The 15,847-nt window shown below is 68.7% G+C and carries 14 protein-coding genes; 8 read left to right on the forward strand and 6 right to left on the reverse strand.

Annotated features, from left to right (window positions below; genetic code table 11):
- Positions 1–106: 106 nt before the first annotated feature.
- The 8 genes from ACWCYY_RS38650 (at position 107) to ACWCYY_RS38685 (ending at position 6,968) form a co-directional block, all read left to right on the forward strand.
- Positions 107–334: a hypothetical protein gene (locus ACWCYY_RS38650; RefSeq protein ID WP_449798730.1), complete on the forward strand. Its 228-nt coding sequence runs from the start codon at positions 107–109 to the stop codon at positions 332–334.
- A 10-nt stretch (positions 335–344) separates the two neighbouring features.
- Positions 345–578 carry a hypothetical protein gene (locus ACWCYY_RS38655; RefSeq protein ID WP_449798731.1) on the forward strand — a complete coding sequence of 78 codons (234 nt, stop codon included), beginning with the start codon at positions 345–347 and terminating at the stop codon, positions 576–578.
- Between the two features lie 111 nt (positions 579–689).
- Positions 690–947, forward strand: a complete 258-nt coding sequence (locus ACWCYY_RS38660) for a hypothetical protein (protein ID WP_449798732.1) — start codon at positions 690–692, stop codon at positions 945–947.
- A gap of 249 nt (positions 948–1,196) precedes the next feature.
- A complete protein-coding gene (locus ACWCYY_RS38665; RefSeq protein ID WP_449798733.1) occupies positions 1,197–2,135 on the forward strand; it encodes a hypothetical protein in 939 nt (312 codons plus the stop codon).
- A 1,036-nt stretch (positions 2,136–3,171) separates the two neighbouring features.
- A complete protein-coding gene (locus ACWCYY_RS38670; RefSeq protein ID WP_449798734.1) occupies positions 3,172–4,191 on the forward strand; it encodes an ABC-three component system protein in 1,020 nt (339 codons plus the stop codon).
- Positions 4,188–4,667 (forward strand): ABC-three component system middle component 2, encoded by a 480-nt coding sequence (locus ACWCYY_RS38675; protein ID WP_449798735.1) that lies wholly within the window; start codon positions 4,188–4,190, stop codon positions 4,665–4,667. Before ACWCYY_RS38670 ends, ACWCYY_RS38675 begins: the two co-directional genes overlap by 4 nt.
- Positions 4,664–6,505 carry a hypothetical protein gene (locus tag ACWCYY_RS38680; RefSeq protein WP_449798736.1) on the forward strand — a complete coding sequence of 614 codons (1,842 nt, stop codon included), beginning with the start codon at positions 4,664–4,666 and terminating at the stop codon, positions 6,503–6,505. Before ACWCYY_RS38675 ends, ACWCYY_RS38680 begins: the two co-directional genes overlap by 4 nt.
- 310 nt (positions 6,506–6,815) lie before the next feature.
- On the forward strand, positions 6,816–6,968 hold the full coding sequence (locus ACWCYY_RS38685; RefSeq protein ID WP_449798737.1) for a hypothetical protein: 153 nt from the start codon (positions 6,816–6,818) through the stop codon (positions 6,966–6,968).
- A gap of 46 nt (positions 6,969–7,014) precedes the next feature.
- On the opposite strand, the gene ACWCYY_RS38690 is transcribed toward ACWCYY_RS38685, so the two are convergent.
- The 6 genes from ACWCYY_RS38690 to ACWCYY_RS38715 form a co-directional block, all read right to left on the reverse strand.
- On the reverse strand, positions 7,015–7,968 hold the full coding sequence (locus ACWCYY_RS38690; protein ID WP_449798738.1) for a hypothetical protein: 954 nt from the start codon (positions 7,966–7,968) through the stop codon (positions 7,015–7,017).
- Between the two features lie 188 nt (positions 7,969–8,156).
- Positions 8,157–9,476: a TniB family NTP-binding protein gene (locus ACWCYY_RS38695; RefSeq protein WP_449798739.1), complete on the reverse strand. Its 1,320-nt coding sequence runs from the start codon at positions 9,474–9,476 to the stop codon at positions 8,157–8,159.
- Positions 9,470–11,770 carry a Mu transposase C-terminal domain-containing protein gene (locus ACWCYY_RS38700; protein ID WP_449798740.1) on the reverse strand — a complete coding sequence of 767 codons (2,301 nt, stop codon included), beginning with the start codon at positions 11,768–11,770 and terminating at the stop codon, positions 9,470–9,472. The genes ACWCYY_RS38695 and ACWCYY_RS38700 overlap by 7 nt, the downstream gene beginning before the upstream one ends.
- A 23-nt stretch (positions 11,771–11,793) precedes the next feature.
- Positions 11,794–12,675, reverse strand: a complete 882-nt coding sequence (locus ACWCYY_RS38705) for a TnsA-like heteromeric transposase endonuclease subunit (RefSeq protein ID WP_449798741.1) — start codon at positions 12,673–12,675, stop codon at positions 11,794–11,796.
- A 123-nt stretch (positions 12,676–12,798) separates the two neighbouring features.
- The gene (locus ACWCYY_RS38710) at positions 12,799–13,743 is read right to left on the reverse strand and encodes a DNA-binding protein (RefSeq protein ID WP_449798742.1); all 945 of its coding nucleotides are present in this window, start codon (positions 13,741–13,743) and stop codon (positions 12,799–12,801) included.
- 558 nt (positions 13,744–14,301) lie between these two features.
- Positions 14,302–15,847 (reverse strand): DUF6119 family protein (locus tag ACWCYY_RS38715; RefSeq protein WP_449798743.1); only part of this gene is annotated, 1,546 nt, incomplete at its 5' end.

Genomic DNA, 15,847 nt, shown 5'->3' on the forward strand with positions numbered 1-15,847 from the left:
CGGTGCGTTCACGCGCACCGTGCCTCCGGGTCGGGGTCTTGGAGGGCTCCGGAAACCGCTCGAGAAGCGAACCATGCGCACTGTCTTTCCCAGAGGAGCGAAGCGAATGAACGACCAGACGGGTCACAGCCCCGAGACCGAAGGGCCGCCCGACATCCTCGAGGCGCTCGGCCAGGCCATGAACCGGGCCTTCGACGGGGCCGCCGCCCGCACCGCCAACAACCCCCGCAACCAGCGCCTGCTCGCCCGCCTGCGCGCGAGCGTCCCGGCCGGGACGCTCACCGACGAACCCGCGTCCTTCGACCAGGCCAAGCCGGCCACCACCCGCAGGTAAGGAGCAGCACATGATCACCAACCGAGCCACACAGGCCAGGCGGGTCACGGGGATCGCCGCCGCGGGCCTCGTGATCGCCGCCTTCACGGCGAGCGCCGTCCTCGGCAGCACCGTCCTGCTCGTCACCACCATGGCCATGCTGCTCGCCGTCCTGCAGCGGGCCGTCTGCGGCAACTACGTCAGGCCCGCCTTCCGTCCTTCCCAGGCCGGCTTGCTGACACGCCTGCAGCTCAGGCGGGTCTAGCCACTTCGAGGGGGTCCGCTGCCCCACCACCCGCAGGGCAGCGGGGCAGCGGACCCCCTCGAGTGGCTAGACCAGAACCAGAGACACACCAACCAACCGGAGAACACCGCCATGACCCAGCACACCGCACTCACCCCCCACAGCCCCGCCGACACGGAGACCGGCACCCGCCACCTGCGCATTCCGATCCCCCGGCTGGCCAACGTGCCGGGCTGCACCGCCGTCGCGGGCGCCGTCGCCACCGCCGGCGCCCTCAGCCGCCAGCAGTTCCCCCTCGACGACCACTACCTCTGGCCGCTGGTCGTCCTGATCATCGCCGTGCTCGCCTACGACCTCGGCCTGCGCGCCCTGCGCCGCCGTACCGCCTGACACCGCGCGCGGCGACCACCGGAACGGCATCCCCCACGACTTCGGCGCCCCGACGCCACCCACACCTCGATGCCGGCCACCGGATCCTCGCCATCGCCCACCACCCAGGACGCGAAGACCCACAAGGCCGCCACCGACAAGTCGCTGCCGACTGATCTGCAATGAGCACCTGCCTGCGAGCTCAGGTGAGACGCAGCCGTGACAGGCATAGTGCCAGCACCGAAGCAGGCTATGAGCCAACATGGTTGTATGTCGCGACGCCGCAGGTACTCAGGAATTGTCCATTTCCCTTGGGCGCTGCCCCTGGACAAGGACTGCCTCGGACTCGTCGCCAGGGCGAGTATCGGGGAGCACCTGGTTGATGTGGCGATGCCGGTGGTCCAGGCTGATGGGGCGCTCGCTGCCGACGTCGACTACCGAGGCAAGCCGGTTCCTGCGGTGATCGCTTCACGTTTCCGTGGCCACTGGGGTTACCGCAGCACGAGCCGTTTACACTACGTCACCGCAGCATCTGCATCCCTTCTCCTCCATCCGCACGAGCCGATGGCGGCGTCGCCCGAGCTGGAGGCTCTTGCGGGTGCGTTTAGGGAGTGGTTCACCATCGTCCGGGAATGGGCTTCCGCCTGGAGCGGTGAGCCCTTGGCGGACTTCGATACTTCGCACGACGCGGCCTTCCACGTTCCGGCCGGCAAGACCCATATGACCGGAACCAAGACGAATCTGGGCGCGGTTTTCTTCGGCGCGCGTCCGCTCAGCGTCGAGCAACTCTTGGGTGCGTTCCGCCGTGCATCTGAGACCGAGCGGATTCCGATCGAGCACCGACTGCTGCTGACAGCTCGAGACGCACGCGACTCCAATGACACGCGTAAGGCGACCATCGATGCAGCCACGGCAGCCGAGGTGGCACTCGGCTCGTACATCACCGACCGCCTCATGGGAACCGGGCTGTCCAGCGACTTCGCCGAGGAAATGATCAAGGACGTGAACGGTCTGGTCAACCTGCACGCACTCTGCACTGCTCTTGGCGGGCAGCCCGGTGTTTCAAAGGGCAAGACGAACACCGAACTGGCCACAGTCAGGAACCACGCGGCGCACCGAGGGGAGGAACCCACGCCGGAGGAAGCGCATACAGCCGGCCAGCACGCCGAGATCATTGTGAGGACGCTGCGCCCCCTGCCTATGAGTTGAACCCATACAGGCCATGACCGACATGCGCCTCGGGCCCTGCGCCACCTGTGACGGCTCGTCTTTTTAGTTGTGTGGGTTGGCTGTTGAGGTGGGGTGTTGTGGGTGGTGTGGGAGCAGGGCGGCCCTGGTGAGGTGGGGTCAGGCGTTGGAAGCTTGATCGTCTTTGTCTGGGGTGGCCAGTTGCCTGGTTCCTGAGCTGTGGTTATGAGTGATGCACTGGGAATCGTGGGTTGGTTGAGATCTGATGTGACCTTTCACGAGTTCACTGGTAGCCCCGTGGGGGATCGGTCGGGACAGGATTGCCGGGGCTGTGTGCGTGACAGCGGAGGCCAGGGCCAGGTTCAACAAAAGCGTCCTTGGTGGGGCGTGCCGGTCAGGTGGGTGGGGGCTGGTGGCTGGGCGGTCTGTGGAAGAGGGGTTCAGCTTTCGGCTGGCGGTTGAATGAGGGTTTGTCACCTCCGCCGGGGGCAGCAGTCGTTGGACGTGAAGGCCCGTCGTTCCTGGCCGCGGTGGCGCTGCCACGCTAGCTCGCCGAGCACCTCACCTCGGCCAGCACCGGTCATCGCTGGATCGGTGGGCGGTTCTCCTCGGTATGGGTAGCCGCTACGTCCTGGACTCCACCCTGATCCAGCCCGACTTCGTTGCAGAGATCGGCGCCGGCACCTCCAGAGATCAGGGCGCTGTCTACCCGGTATCCCATCCGATCCGGTACGCGCAAAAAAAGCCTGCTCCTGGAGGCGGGCGAGGAGGGCGCTTCCCAGGCCGGCAGAGGGCTCGGATGCGGGCGCAGGGTGATCGACTACGACCGAGTGCAGGGGAGTGGCTGCTGTGGGCTTCCTGCTAGACCATGCGGGGTGATATCACTACGTTGAGTGATCTTGCGCGGCAGTTGAGGCCGGGGGTGTGCGTGGCTGGAAGGCTTGAGCCGGGTAGAGACGGAGCTCGGCCGGTGTTCGAGGGCTTTCCTGAGCCAAAATCGCCAGAGGTCGTCGTGCTTGCCCCGCCGACCCAGAGCGCTCCTATGCCCACTCCTCAGGTGTACCTGCAGTACATCTACGACGCGGACGACTGGGAGGACTTCACCGTCGAGTGGGTCCACCAGTTCGGTACATGGGATGGTCGGCCCTACGTCCGGGTACAGCGGATGGGCGGGGCCGGTGACCGCGGAGCGGATGTCGCGGCCTGCCTTTCCGAGCAGGGCACGGCAGGTGAGTGGCACTGCTATCAGTGCAAGCACTACCTCAAGCCGCTCGGGCGATCGGACGCCTTCCCGGAGATGGTCAAGATCTTCGTTGCGAAGGTCCTCGGTACGTACGAGCTGCCCAAACGCTATGTCTTTGTCGCGCCAAAGATCGGTACGGAACTGGAGCGGCTCCTGCTCAACCCGCCCCAGCTGAAGGAAAAATTCTTCGCTGCGTGGAACGCCCAGGATTCACAACTTGGGAAGAAACCCCAGCTCAGCGCTGAGATGCGCACCGCTGTGGGGGAGTTGGCGCAGGTGACGGACTTCTCGATGTTCGAAGCGAGGAACCTGGAAGAGATCCTCGACCTTCACGCTGCGACGCCCCATCACGTGAGGCGCTTCCCGCAACCGCTCAAGCCGCGCCCGGCCGCCGACCCGGCCCCATCCGACCAGGCACCCCATGAGGCTGTTTACGTCCGCAAGCTTCTGGACGCCTACAACGCGAAGCACGGCGTCGCCCTGGAGACGCTTCAACAAGCCCGTGCCCATGCGAAAGTCAGCGGCCACCTCTTCCGTCAGCGTGCTGCCTTCTTCCACGCCGAGTCGCTCTGGCGTTTCGCCCAGGAGAGCGTCCCGGAAGCTACCTACACCGCGATCGAGACCGACCTGTACGACGCCGTGATCGAGATCGAAGACCGCGACTATCCCAGCGGCTACGCACGGCTGGAAGCCGTACTGGACGCGGCTGTCGCCCACACACCGAACCCGGCGAACATCCTTGCCCCCGTGGTGAAGGTTATTGACCTCAAGGGCATGTGTCATCGTCTGGCCAACGACGACCGGCTGACCTGGTGCAAAGAGGAGACCCCGTGACCCCCCTCAACAGCCCCGTGGAGGCCGGGATGCGCACCCTGGTCCTCTTGTCGCAGGCCTTCCCCCGCCGCTTGGATGTCGCCCAACTTGTCTACCTGGACCACGCCATGCTCCATAGCGGCGACCTCGACCATGGTCCCGCCAGCCTCCACCCCGACCTCCCCGCCGGCCCCGGTGAGCTCGGCCTGCGCCGCCAGCTCATCGAGCAGGGCCTCATGGTTCTGCTGCGCGCTGGCCTCGCCGACATGACGACCGCCGACGACGGCTTCATGTACAGGGCCACGGACGAGGCAGCGAGCTTCCTTAGCGCGCTGGAGGCCCCGTACGTCGGCCAGCTCATCGAACGGGCCGATTGGCTCACCAGCACCTACATGCACGAAGGAACTGACGTCCGCGAGGGCATGAAGCAGATCACCCAGCGCTGGTCTAACCGCAATCACGTGAGTCCCGGCGACCTGGGAGATGACATCCTGTGATCAGGCTGACGCTCGTACACCTGACCTTCCTTGGCGTGGGCAAGCCCCCAGCTGCGGTCGAGTTCAGTCCGGGCCTGACGGTCATCTACGGAGCCTCCGACACGGGTAAGTCCTACGTCGAAGAGGCCGTGGACTACATGCTGGGCGCCAGCGAACTCAAGTCGATTCCGGAAGATGACGGCTACACCCGCATCCTCCTGGGCCTACGGGTGAGTGACGGCCGCAGCCTCACCTTGTCCCGTGTCATCGGCGGCGACACCATCGAGGTGTTCAACCACGATCTCCGAGATGTGCCATCAGAGCCGGCGAACGAGACTCTCAAGTTCAAGCACAACGCCAAGTCGAAGAAGAACATCTCCCGCTTCCTGCTGACCGTGCTGGGGATCGACGGCCAGAGAATCCTCCAGAGCGGCCGCGGCAATGTCCTGCCGCTGAATTTTCGGGACCTTGCGCGCCTCGCTGTCATCAACGACACACGTATGGCAGACCAGCACTCTCCTGTACTCGGCACTCGGAATCCGCTGAACGAGACCAGGGAGAAGTCGGTCTTCAAACTCCTCCTCAGCGGGCAGGAAGAGCCAGAACGTCCTGCCGCGCCAAGCAATCTGGAGAAGCAGTTCGGCAAGGGCAAAATCGCGGTCATCGACCACCTGCTCGACGAGAGCCGTGAGAAGCTCACGCTTGAGGCGAACCAGTCTCAACTGCGGGAGCAGCTCGACCGCCTGCAGGTATCCCTTGGCGAGGTGACTGCCGCCGCCGTCGAGCTTGCTGGGCTCCGCACCAGCCTTCTGCGCGACCGCCGGGACTTGGAGGAGATCGACCTCGCGGCCCAGCAGCGGGCAGCCGAGGTCCAGCAGTTGCTGGCACGATTTGCTCTGCTCAGGGAACAGTACGAGTCGGACCTGGCTCGGCTCCAGATGGTCGGTGAAGCTGGCACCCTCCTGGGCTACTTCCAGACCGGGGCCTGCGTCTTTTGCGGTGCCGAGCCACAGCATCAGCACCCGGAGCACCACGTTGCCGAGAGAACCCAGCTGGCAACGTCTGTATCTGCGGAGACACGTAAGACAACTGACCTGCTCAACGACCTACTCCTCATGATCGAAGACCTGGAAGAGCAGGCGGCCGACATGGAGTCCGCCCGCGCCGCCCGCGAGGAGCAGCTCGCGGTCAACGCTGCGGAGCTCCACGCACTCGATCAACGGATGCAGCCCGTCGACACAGACGCCACCGAGCTGCTGAACGCCCGCTCGCGGGTCGAAAGCGAGCTTGCCCTGCACGCTCAGATCGACCAGCTCGAGGATCTAAAGGCAACGCTTTCCACCGTGACACCTGCTCTGCCGGTAGCCCGCCCCGACGGCATTCCCGCCGCCGACATCGCCGACTTCGAGCGCACCATCCATGAGACCTTGGAAGCCTGGCATGTTCCTGGAAACAACTACGTCACCTATGATCCGACGAACGCCGAACTTTCCGTCGACGGGCAGCCACGGAAGAGCCGCGGCAGGGGGATGCGGTCTATCCTGCACGCGGCCTTCGCCGTATCACTGGCGCGCCGAAACACCGCCCGCGACCTGATCCACCCGGGCTTCGTCGTGCTCGACACGCCGGTACTCACCTATCGCCGCCCCGAGGACCCGCACGAAGAAAATCCCGAGCTGATGACCGCCGACGTCGTTGAGAACTTCTACCGGAACCTCCTCGAAAACCCTCCGGGGCAGGTCATCGTTATCGAGAACCCCACACCCCCGGCGAGCATTAGAGGGCGAGCTGCTATCCACGCATTCAGCGTTGACGGTTCGGTACGCCAGGGATTCTTCCCGCCCCGAGACAGGCAGTGAGAGCTGGTTGCCCAACGCTATGAGTTCCAGGTTTTGAAGTGAGGCATGGTCGGGCGCTGGCTTGCTGAGCTCGTGAGTCCAGTGGGAAGTACTCGACTTGCCTCGTTGCGGCTCCGGTAGCGGTTTGGTCGGGCTTCCCCTCCGACGGAGGCCAGGCTGGTCCTGGCTTGCCAACCTCTTTGGCTTCCTACCTGGCCCGACTATGACCGTGCCCAACAACTCCTTCGTGATGGTTCGCCTGCGAGAACTTCGGCTTCGCGTTAGCCGCAGTCTTCGCGGTGATTAGCTCGGCATCGACTTCGATGCCGAGGTGGTGATCTCCAGCGGCGGGTACCACGCGGGCGGCTTCCACACCCTCGTCTACGCCCGGTCGTGGGCCCAGGAGACGCAGCTCACGGTGCCGCTGCGCCATGAGGTGGTGGAGCACCGTAGTGGTGTGCGGCGGGAAGTGGATGGCCCGTGAGCGTGGGCCATCGCCCGTGTGGGTTGGTGGCTGGTGGCCGGGTCTATCAGGTGGGTCGGTGTTTGGTGGTGGGGGTGGTGGTGTGGTGGATCCAGGTCCACCACAGGTCGCCGGGTGGGGGTGTGAGCCGGGCGATGCCCAGCCGGTGGGCGGTGGCGCGGCAGAACACGGTGATCGCGGGGTGCGGGCCGGGGTCGGTGCCTTGCCGTGATTGCTCAGGCAGGCGTGTGGTGGCCAGGGTCCGGGCGAGGACGATCGTCTCCGGGTAGGTGATCAGGGCGCGTGCGTGCAGGGCCCAGGACTTTCCGGCCGGTTCCGCGTGGGGGTTGGAGCCGGCCAGGCGCTTCAGGCGGTGCTGCCACCGGGTGGCGAGGATGCTCTGCTGGTCGTACCAGCGGGTGGTGATCGCCCTGGCCCAGGTGGTGGCGTCGCCAGCGCGCGGGTGGCGCAGCAGGTACTGGTGCTCGCGGTGGGCCCGGTGGAGTTCGGGCAGGGCCACGGTGGTGAGGTGGTGGTCCGGATCCAGGCTCCAGTGCCGGTGCGGCGGACACAGCACCTGGTGGGCGGGTGGGTGGATGTGAGCGCGGCTGGTGGCTCCTCGGGTGTGCCGCATGGTGCAGGCGGGGCAGGCCAGGACGGGGTGTTCGTCGGGCTCGCACCGTTGCCATGCGCCGGTGGGCGGCCGCGGTTCGCCGGCTGCCGTTGTGTGGCGAGGGCCGGTACTGGTGCGGGCGTCGGGGGAGTGGTGGTGGGTGGGGTTGGCGGTCAGGCGGGGCAGGGCCCGCTTGAGGTCCTCGAGCGGGGTGCGGGCGAAGACGGCCAGCCGGTGCTGGGCCGCGGGGTCGAGGCGGAGCTCGGAGCCTGCGGCGCCGCCGCGGCTGTTGCGGGGGTGGGTGAGGGCGATGCCGAGGCTGTCGAGGAGGTGGGCGGTGGTGGTGCGGTAGGCGTCGGCGAGGCGCTCCAGGTAGGAGGCGGTGCTCTCGTGGGGGATCGGCCGCACCCGCAGGGCTCCGGCCGTCGGCGGGTTGGTAGGGCTGAGCGGCCGCGGTGTGCGGGGCTGTTCCCGGGCCGGCGGGGCAGGGGTGGTCGCGGTGCCGCGTGAGCGTGCCTCGGCCGCTGCGAGAGCCTCCAGGACCAGAGCGCCGGGTCCGTAGTGCGGCCTGACCGGGCGTCTCATCGGAGGGGGCGTCACTGGGTATGCCGCGCGGACGTGTTGGCGCGGGGGCTTCGGCGGGCGGGGTGGCGGGGCCGGTAGTGCTCTTCGGCGAGGTGGTCCAGGGCGATGGCGTCCAGGCCGGCACGGGTGATCTTCTCGTGTCCGTCGAGGATGGCGGTGATCGCGGCCCGCCGCAGCAGGCGGGAGAGGCTGCCGATACGCCCCGCGGTGCGCTCGTGCAGGTAGGGAGCCAGCCGAACGAGGGTGCCGGGGCGGTGCTGCTGCAGGTCCAGGGCCATCTCCATCGCGGCGACCGTCTCGCGGAAGGGCCGGATCAGCACCGTGCCGCCAGCCTTCCCCGCGCCCCCGCTCTCGCCGGCACTGCTCCCGCTCCTTCCGCCGCCTCCGGCACTGTTCCTGCCGACGGTGCCTCCCGAGCTGCTTGCGCCTGGCCCCTGCCCGCTGCCGGCCGAACCGCCCTCGGCTTCTCGGCCGTCGCCATCGTCACCCGGCCCTGCGCGGCCGTCACCAGGCCGGCCGCGGTCGCCGCCGCGCCGGCCCCGTCCGGTGGTACCGGGCCCCAAGCCGCCGGCCCCGGCCATGCTGGTGCGGGCCACCACCGGCAGGGGGTCGCAGTCGATCAGCCCCGCCCGGCCGGCGAGCTGGGCACCCGCGGTACCGCTGAACAGCGCGGTGGCGGTCACATCGATGCCCGCGTACACGAACGTGGCCGAGATCCGCTCCGTGAGGTCCTTGAGGAAGTCGGCCGCCTCCGCCCCCGTGCTGGTGCGCGGGTTGAGCCGGTGGATCTCGTCGATCATCACCAGCCGCACTCCCGCGGTGTTGTACGTGTGGCACACCGACACGGCGATCTGGGCCTGGGTCATGCGGGCGGAGACGGGGATGCCGAGGTAGCGGGCGAACTCCAGCGCGAGGGCTTTGGCGCTGGCGCCGGGCGGCACCAGCAGGTAGGCGACGGGCACCTGGCTCGCGCCACGGCCGGCCTGCGCCCGCTCGGCGAGGTGACAGGTGCGCCCGACCTCCAGCAGCGTGGTGGTCTTGCCCGTGGTCGGCGGCCCGGTGACGATCAGCGAGGGCCTCGCGGTCGCCTGCTGGTAGCGCCCCAGCGCCATCAGGGTCCGCACCTCCACCAGCGTTTTGACGACGGCGGGGGTGCGCACCGTCACGAACCGGGAGTGGTAGGCCAGCCGCTCCTCCACGCTGCGCGGCGGATCACCGGGCGCGGGCGGCACCAAGGGCGGCTCGTCGGCGAAGCGGCGAAACGACTCCCACGTCGTCGGGGAAGCATCCCGGTCCTGCCCAGCCCGCTCGGCGGGGTTGTCGATCACCACAGCTCGGCCTCCTTACGGGCGTTGTACAGGGCGAACCCGCCCTCCTCCTCATCCGGCCACGCGGCGTCGCCCAAGGCCTCGTCGTCCTCGTCCTCGCCGAGGTCCTCCAAGCTCTCCTCACCCGGCCAGTCGGCCAACACCGAGCCAGCGCTGCCGCCAGCGCCGGGTGCGCCCGGCAGCGACACGGTCCGCGGCCCCGCAGACCCGGGCCGCCCGCCGGCAGGCACCGCCGCTGCCTGCCAGTCCTCACCGCCCACATCAGACTCACCAGCGGCGGGGTCCTGTTCGCTCCGGCGGGGCCGCCCTCGGCCGCCGCGGGCTCCTTCCGCACCCGCCCGGGCCTCCACACCCCGGCGCGCAGCCGGCACCTCGGGGGTAGTGCCCGTACCAAGGTCATGGGGGATCGCCAGGGGCGCCTGCCGGGAGGCCAGCTGCTGCTCACGGGCGGTGGCTTCACCGGTGCGGACCCTGAGCAGCAGATCGGCAAGGGCCTGCGCCAGGTCGGCCTCGTGCTGCTCCCTGCTGCCGCGGCGCTGAACCGTCTCCTTCAGGTGCTGCCACAGGTCATCGCCGAGCGGGCGGTGGACGTACTCACCGTGGATCCACGGCACCGCCTTGAACCGTCCATCGGGACGGCGCACCCACACCTGCCGCAGGTCGTGCGGATTGTGGTGGACCTCCCACCGCCCCCGCTGCGCACTCACACCGGAGGACTCGCCCCGCAACGGGTTCAGCCAGTGGTCGTCGTAGGTGCGGTGGTCGATACGGATCCCCCGCTCGGTGATGGGCTTCCACACCACCGGCAGCAGCTCCACGTAGTCGGCCTTGCCGAGCGGCACCGGGACGTGACCGCAGGCGGCCAGCAGCGCGCCCCACATCTCGTTCGGGGACAGTGCGACGGCCGGCATCGACGGATGCCGCAGCCCTTCGTGCGGCCGGTTCTGCCACTCGACGGCGATCCACTCGTCCAGCAGGTCCTGCAGCTGCGCCACGCTCCACCTTGCCTCGCTCTCGGCGTTGGCTCCGCGCCGGGCCGGGCTGGCGCCGGTGTGGCCGGCGACGTGCTGGCAGAACAGGGTGTTCACCGAGCCGAAGGTGCGCTCGACGGGGCCCTTGGCGGCGGGCTGGCGCGGGGGAGTGGGCTGCACGCTGATGCCCAGCGTCTGGGCGGCGGCCAAGAACGCCTCGGAGACGAACACCCGGCCGCGGTCGATGACCACCGTCTCGGGCACCGCCACCGGCCGTGCCGCCACGTCCCGCAGCCGGTCGTCGGCGTCGACCATGAGGTCGTAGGGCACCGGTGCCCGCGACATCTCCAGCGCCCGCGGCCAGGTCGGCCGCACCGGGTGCGGGGTGGCCATCTCGGCCAGCAGCAGCGCGGCGTCCACGCCCTTGGTGCTGTGCGGGCGCAGGACGGCGGCCAGGATCGAACGGGAGGCGACATCCAGGGCGATCGTTAGTTCGGGCCGGCCGACGCTGCCGTTGTCGAAGACCGCGAAGACGTCCAGCCGGGTGGTGTCGAGCATGACCTGTTCGCCGGGGCGCAGGACCTGGGTCGGACGGAAGGGGCGTGCGGGCCCGCGGGCGGTGCGAGCTGGGCTGCCCGGGCGCTCGCCCGGGTCGGCCAGCGCGTTCACCAGCCGGTAGAACGTCGCTATGGACGGCACCCGCACACCGCCGGGCCCGTGCCGTTCCTCCAACACCTGCGCGGTCAGCTGCCGCAGTCCCTTGACGGTTCCCTTGGAGCGGCCGCGCTGGCGCCGCATCGCCTCCAGGACCGCCGCCACGACCTGGTCGTCCGCGCGCCCCGTCGGACTGTGCGTGCGGGTGGAGCGGTGGTCCACCAGCCCCCACAGTCCCTTCTTGCGGTACTCCAGGCGCATGCGCTGCACCTTGGTGCGCGTGATCCTCCCGAACCCGACCGCGGTCAGCTCCTGCGCCTTGGCCAGCTCACGCTGGGCCAGGGTGCGGGTGGCCGGGTCGTACTCCGGCCGCGGCTCCCGCCTGAGCTCGCCCGCCACCTCGAGCTGTCCGGTCTCCACTTCCCGGATGTGGCGCTGCCAGGCCAGGGCCCGCTCCTGCTCGCGCAGCGGCACCGTCGCGAACAGCCCCCACTGCGGCACCACCGCCGGCGTCTCGCCGACCAGGGCGAAGTCGTCGGCGGCGAACAGGTAGTTCGCCAGCAGCGTCGCCGCGCCTCCCTGTTCGTCGACCAGCCGCACCTGCTGCCCCAGCACGCCGACAACCTGCCAGCTCCGGCCCTCGAAGACCACGTGCGCGCCCACCGCCAGCACCGGCCGACTCCCCGCCGCCCGGCTCACCACCCCACCCCCGCACCCGCGCCCAGAGCACCAAAGCCGCCTGCCCGACCCCCAGTGGCCCGGCTGCCACCCACACCCCCAGCCTCAGAACCGGCACCAGCAGCCGGCCCCGGCCCACGAACGGCCCAGGCCGGCCCCGGGCGAAGGATCGTCCCGCCGTGCAGAGGGCGCTCCAACGGCGCCCGCAGCCGGTGCGCCCACAGCGCGTGATAGACCACCGGCAGCACCACCAGTGGATTGCCCACCGCCCGCACCCCCTCCACCAGCGGCCGCGGACACGAGAACGCCTCCAACACCGCCTCCTCCACCCCGGCCGCGCCACGAAAGCGTTGCTGCCGGTACCCGGCCAGCCACCGCACATTGCCCACCACCACCGGATCCGGCGCCCGAAGCCGCCGGTACACCCACCCCACCCGCGCACACGCCAGCCCCACCGCCGCGCCCGCCCGCTGCGCCGCCACACCGCCGGCCCCAGGAACACCCGGGCAGTCGGCCAGCATCGCCGTCCCGTCCGCGTACCGGGCGAACACCTGCGGCACCCAGGAGCGCACCCGACCGTCCCCCTCGCGCCACAGCACCCGCAGCGGACGCCCGGAGATCCCTACCACCTGGGGGTCACGGTCCAGCAGCATCAACTGCACGACCATGGCCGCCGATCCGTGCGCCACATGACCACCCGTCGTGGCCGACCACCACCAGCCCGGCCCCCATCGCTTGCCCGGAATGACCGGGAACGCCGACACCGGCCGCAGCTCCTCGAACCGCACCCGCGCCGCCGCCCGCTCCCACCGCTCCTGCGCAAGGCTGCCGTCAACGGCGAAGACCGCCTCGAAGCCCTCCGCCCCGACAGCCAGCCCGGGCACGCTCATGTCCGCCATGACGGCCAGTCAAGTACGTGAGAACACCGCAGATAGAGCGAGACAGCCACCACCCCACCCGCACGGGCGACGACCCGCCGAAACCACCCCACCAAGCCCCACCACCGTGCTACCACCGGGCCCTCAGCCATACCGCTGCTCCAAGTCCGCCCGGTGCCGCACGACATCCCGCGAGAGCTCCTCCACAGGAACACCGGCCCACCCACTCAAGCTGTCCAGCGGAACACCCGCCTGGTGCGCCGCGCTCGCGACCGCTACGACAGCCTCATCGAGCACCGCAACGCTCTGCAGCAGCCCGACGATCAACTCCCGCGCGCCGGCGGCCACAGCCGCCGTGCCGTGCACGTCCAGCCAGCTCAACACATCGGCGGCCTCGCGGACCTTCTCGCCAATCCACCCGCGCTCCTCCCTGGGCACGCTCGCCCGCCAGCTGATGCTGCCGTCCGCGCGCTGCGCCAACGTCCTCAACTGCGCGGCCACGGAGACCGGCTGCTCCTCGCGCGGGAGCCACCACGGATCCATCCCCCACTCGCCGACCTGCCCAACATCGCGGCGCCGACGCACCACCGCACCCCGCCACCGCACCAGAGCACCACTGCCAGCAACCGCGTCCACCTCACCCAGCCACGGCCGACCGACCCTGCGCCCCAACTCCTGGGCGAACTCACCGTCAGCCGGGAACGCCCGCACGCGCTCACCCCCGCTATCCCGCCACACCATCTCCGCGACCCCAGGATCGACCAAGGCCCCGGCCACAGCGACGACCTCAGGAAAGACAGCCGCCTCACGCGCCACCACCCGCCACCACCAAAACCCCTCGCCCGCCCCCGCATCCCCACCGGCCAGCGCGTGCAGACGCCCCGGCCACACCCGCTCCCGCTCCCACCCCAACGCCAGCTCCCACCACTGGCACACCACCGCCCACGCCACCGAGAACACCGCCGCCGGCTCCACCCCCACCGCCACCGCCCGCGCAGCCACCCCCGGCCACCGCCGCTGCGCCACCGCGATCTCCGGACAGCCGGCGATGCCGAGGTACTCCAGGCGGTGACCATCTCCCGCGCCCAACAGCCACCGTCCGTGCCGCGGGCAGACCCGCTGCCACCTCTCCCGGTACCGCGCGGCGGCCACATCCCGACCACTGCGCCCAGCCGTGCACAGCCGACACGCGTGCACAACCAGACCATGCACCGCCCCACCCAACTGCCACCGAGCCTCAGGCCGCCCGCCCGACGACACTCCAGCCAAGACCTCTGGCCCGGCCGACCACGCGGGCAGCGCCCGCTCCAGGCTGCGCCGCTCAGCGCGGCACACCGCGGCCAGCAGGTCCTGGCCGGCGTGTCAGTCTTCCGTCTAGTTACGGCATCTGGATGGGCCGTGAGGTGTGGATGGTCTGACTTGATGGAGGGTTAGAGGGTGTGCGATGACCTGCTGTTTCCTCAGTGATCTTGCTGCTGGCGTGAGCCCGCTCCGGTCTTGAGCTGGGGTGCTGTGACTATGCGGAAGACTGTTGTGACTCTAGGGATAACCCCCTGGCTGGGGCTTGTTGTTTGGTCGTTGTGCTGGGCCCGTTGCTGCCGTCTGTGTGGTTCACAAGGGGGCGGAGTCGCTGCGGGCCGGCTGTGGCTACGGGTCTTTCTGCTCGCTCTTCGGCTTGAAGGTCATCTGTATACGGGCGAGCGTCGGTACGGAGCCGACCATCCTCACGCGCCGAGCGAAGCTGCGCAGGTTGACCTTGCTGAACGTCGGTAGGTCTTGCGGGAGTTGATGGGTCCCGGTGAAGGCGATGGCGTAGGTGACGAAGCGGGGCGGCTTGGCGCCGGCGGCTTCCTCGAGGGCAGGGTTGTTCGACAGGGACTTCACTGCCTCGATGAAGTCGTTCCTGTAGGAGGAGTCCGCGACGAGCGTCTGGGCGGAGACGAATCCTTGGGAGAACAGGTGGCTGAGGGTCTGGCTGCCGGTGTAGTGCTTGACGTGGATCAGGTAGCCGTTCTCGTGGAGGAGGTCGCACGCCTCGATCTGATCGCCGTTGCCGTCCTGCGGGAAGAGCCGGTGCCGGTCCAGGCAGACGAGGTCGTCGCGGTCTTCGGCGGCCTTCTCGTTGTAGTGCTTCTCCCAGTTCTTCCTGTGTCCCCAGTCGTCCCAGGTGCGGAGCTCCAGCAGCGCGGTGACGTCCTCGATCTGGGCGAGGTCCTGGTCCAGCTTCTCGTAGTAGTCCGCAGCGAGGGCGTACCACTTGCCGAGGGTGAGCAGGTACCGCTGCTGTCCGTCTCCCTCTTCGAAGATGAGCCAGTGCTTCAGGGGTTTGGCCTGGCTGGCGGGATCACCGTTGGCGTCCCTGGCCTGGATCTTCACGTTCTTGAGGCTGCCGACCGTGTTCCGGCCCGGCAGCGCGGAGATGGCCGATCGCAGGGAGGTAAGCGACATCTCGTCGAACTCCGGGAACTCACCTCCCTTCTGGGCGACGAAGTCATGGAGGTTCTCGATCGACAGGTCGTCCGACGGGGCGAATGCGAGGACGTGAACGTTCATCGGGTCCGGCGGCACCGCCGACGCGCCGGTGGCAGGTTCGTCGGACGTTCCGAAGAACTCAAGGGCCAAGCGCTGCTCGAGGCGCTGCACGATCTCGCTTGTGGCCCGTAGAGGTTCCAGGGAGTCGATGAAAGCGAGATCGGCTGATGCCTCGCCTGCCAGTGTGGCCTGGAGCATCTGTGTGAGGACGCCATGGACCGCGTGAAGGTCGGTGTCGAGCTTGAAAGATACGGAATCGGTTGCGACGATGGCGCCCAGTTCGGGTATCTCGATTCCTTCCTCGAGATTTCCGACCAGTTTCCGGGTGAACTCCCCGTCCAGCTCGATCTCGAAATCCTTGAGAGAGGAATTCGAGGGTATCTGGACCCATTGGGAGCGGGCGGAGGCGTCGATCCTGCGGCTTCCGATGCCGCTCATGGAGTTGCTGTCGAACTTCCGGGCGGCGAAGCGGAGCCCGAAGTTCGCCTCGATATGAGACCACTCCAGAGTAGAACTGCCGTATCCGAAGCAGATGGCGAAGGTCCGCCCCTGAACGGGCAGGAAGATGAACCGCACCGGGTTCGATAGAGATCTCAGGTTGTGGTTGTGACCTGTGGTTTTGCGGTTGTGAGGTGGTAGGTGTTCTCGTACTCGACGGGCG

The organism is Kitasatospora sp. NPDC001664 (genome assembly GCF_053596675.1).

What these genes read in the sequence shown, in the direction of transcription:
- ACWCYY_RS38655 (WP_449798731.1), top strand. Translation starts at nt 345, where the DNA reads ATGATCACCAACCGAGCCACACAGGCCAGGCGGGTCACGGGGATCGCC.
- ACWCYY_RS38660 (WP_449798732.1), top strand. Translation starts at nt 690, where the DNA reads ATGACCCAGCACACCGCACTCACCCCCCACAGCCCCGCCGACACGGAG.
- ACWCYY_RS38665 (WP_449798733.1), top strand. Translation starts at nt 1,197, where the DNA reads ATGTCGCGACGCCGCAGGTACTCAGGAATTGTCCATTTCCCTTGGGCG.
- ACWCYY_RS38705 (WP_449798741.1), bottom strand. Translation starts at nt 12,675, where the DNA reads ATGGCGGACATGAGCGTGCCCGGGCTGGCTGTCGGGGCGGAGGGCTTC.
- ACWCYY_RS38650 (WP_449798730.1), top strand. Translation starts at nt 107, where the DNA reads ATGAACGACCAGACGGGTCACAGCCCCGAGACCGAAGGGCCGCCCGAC.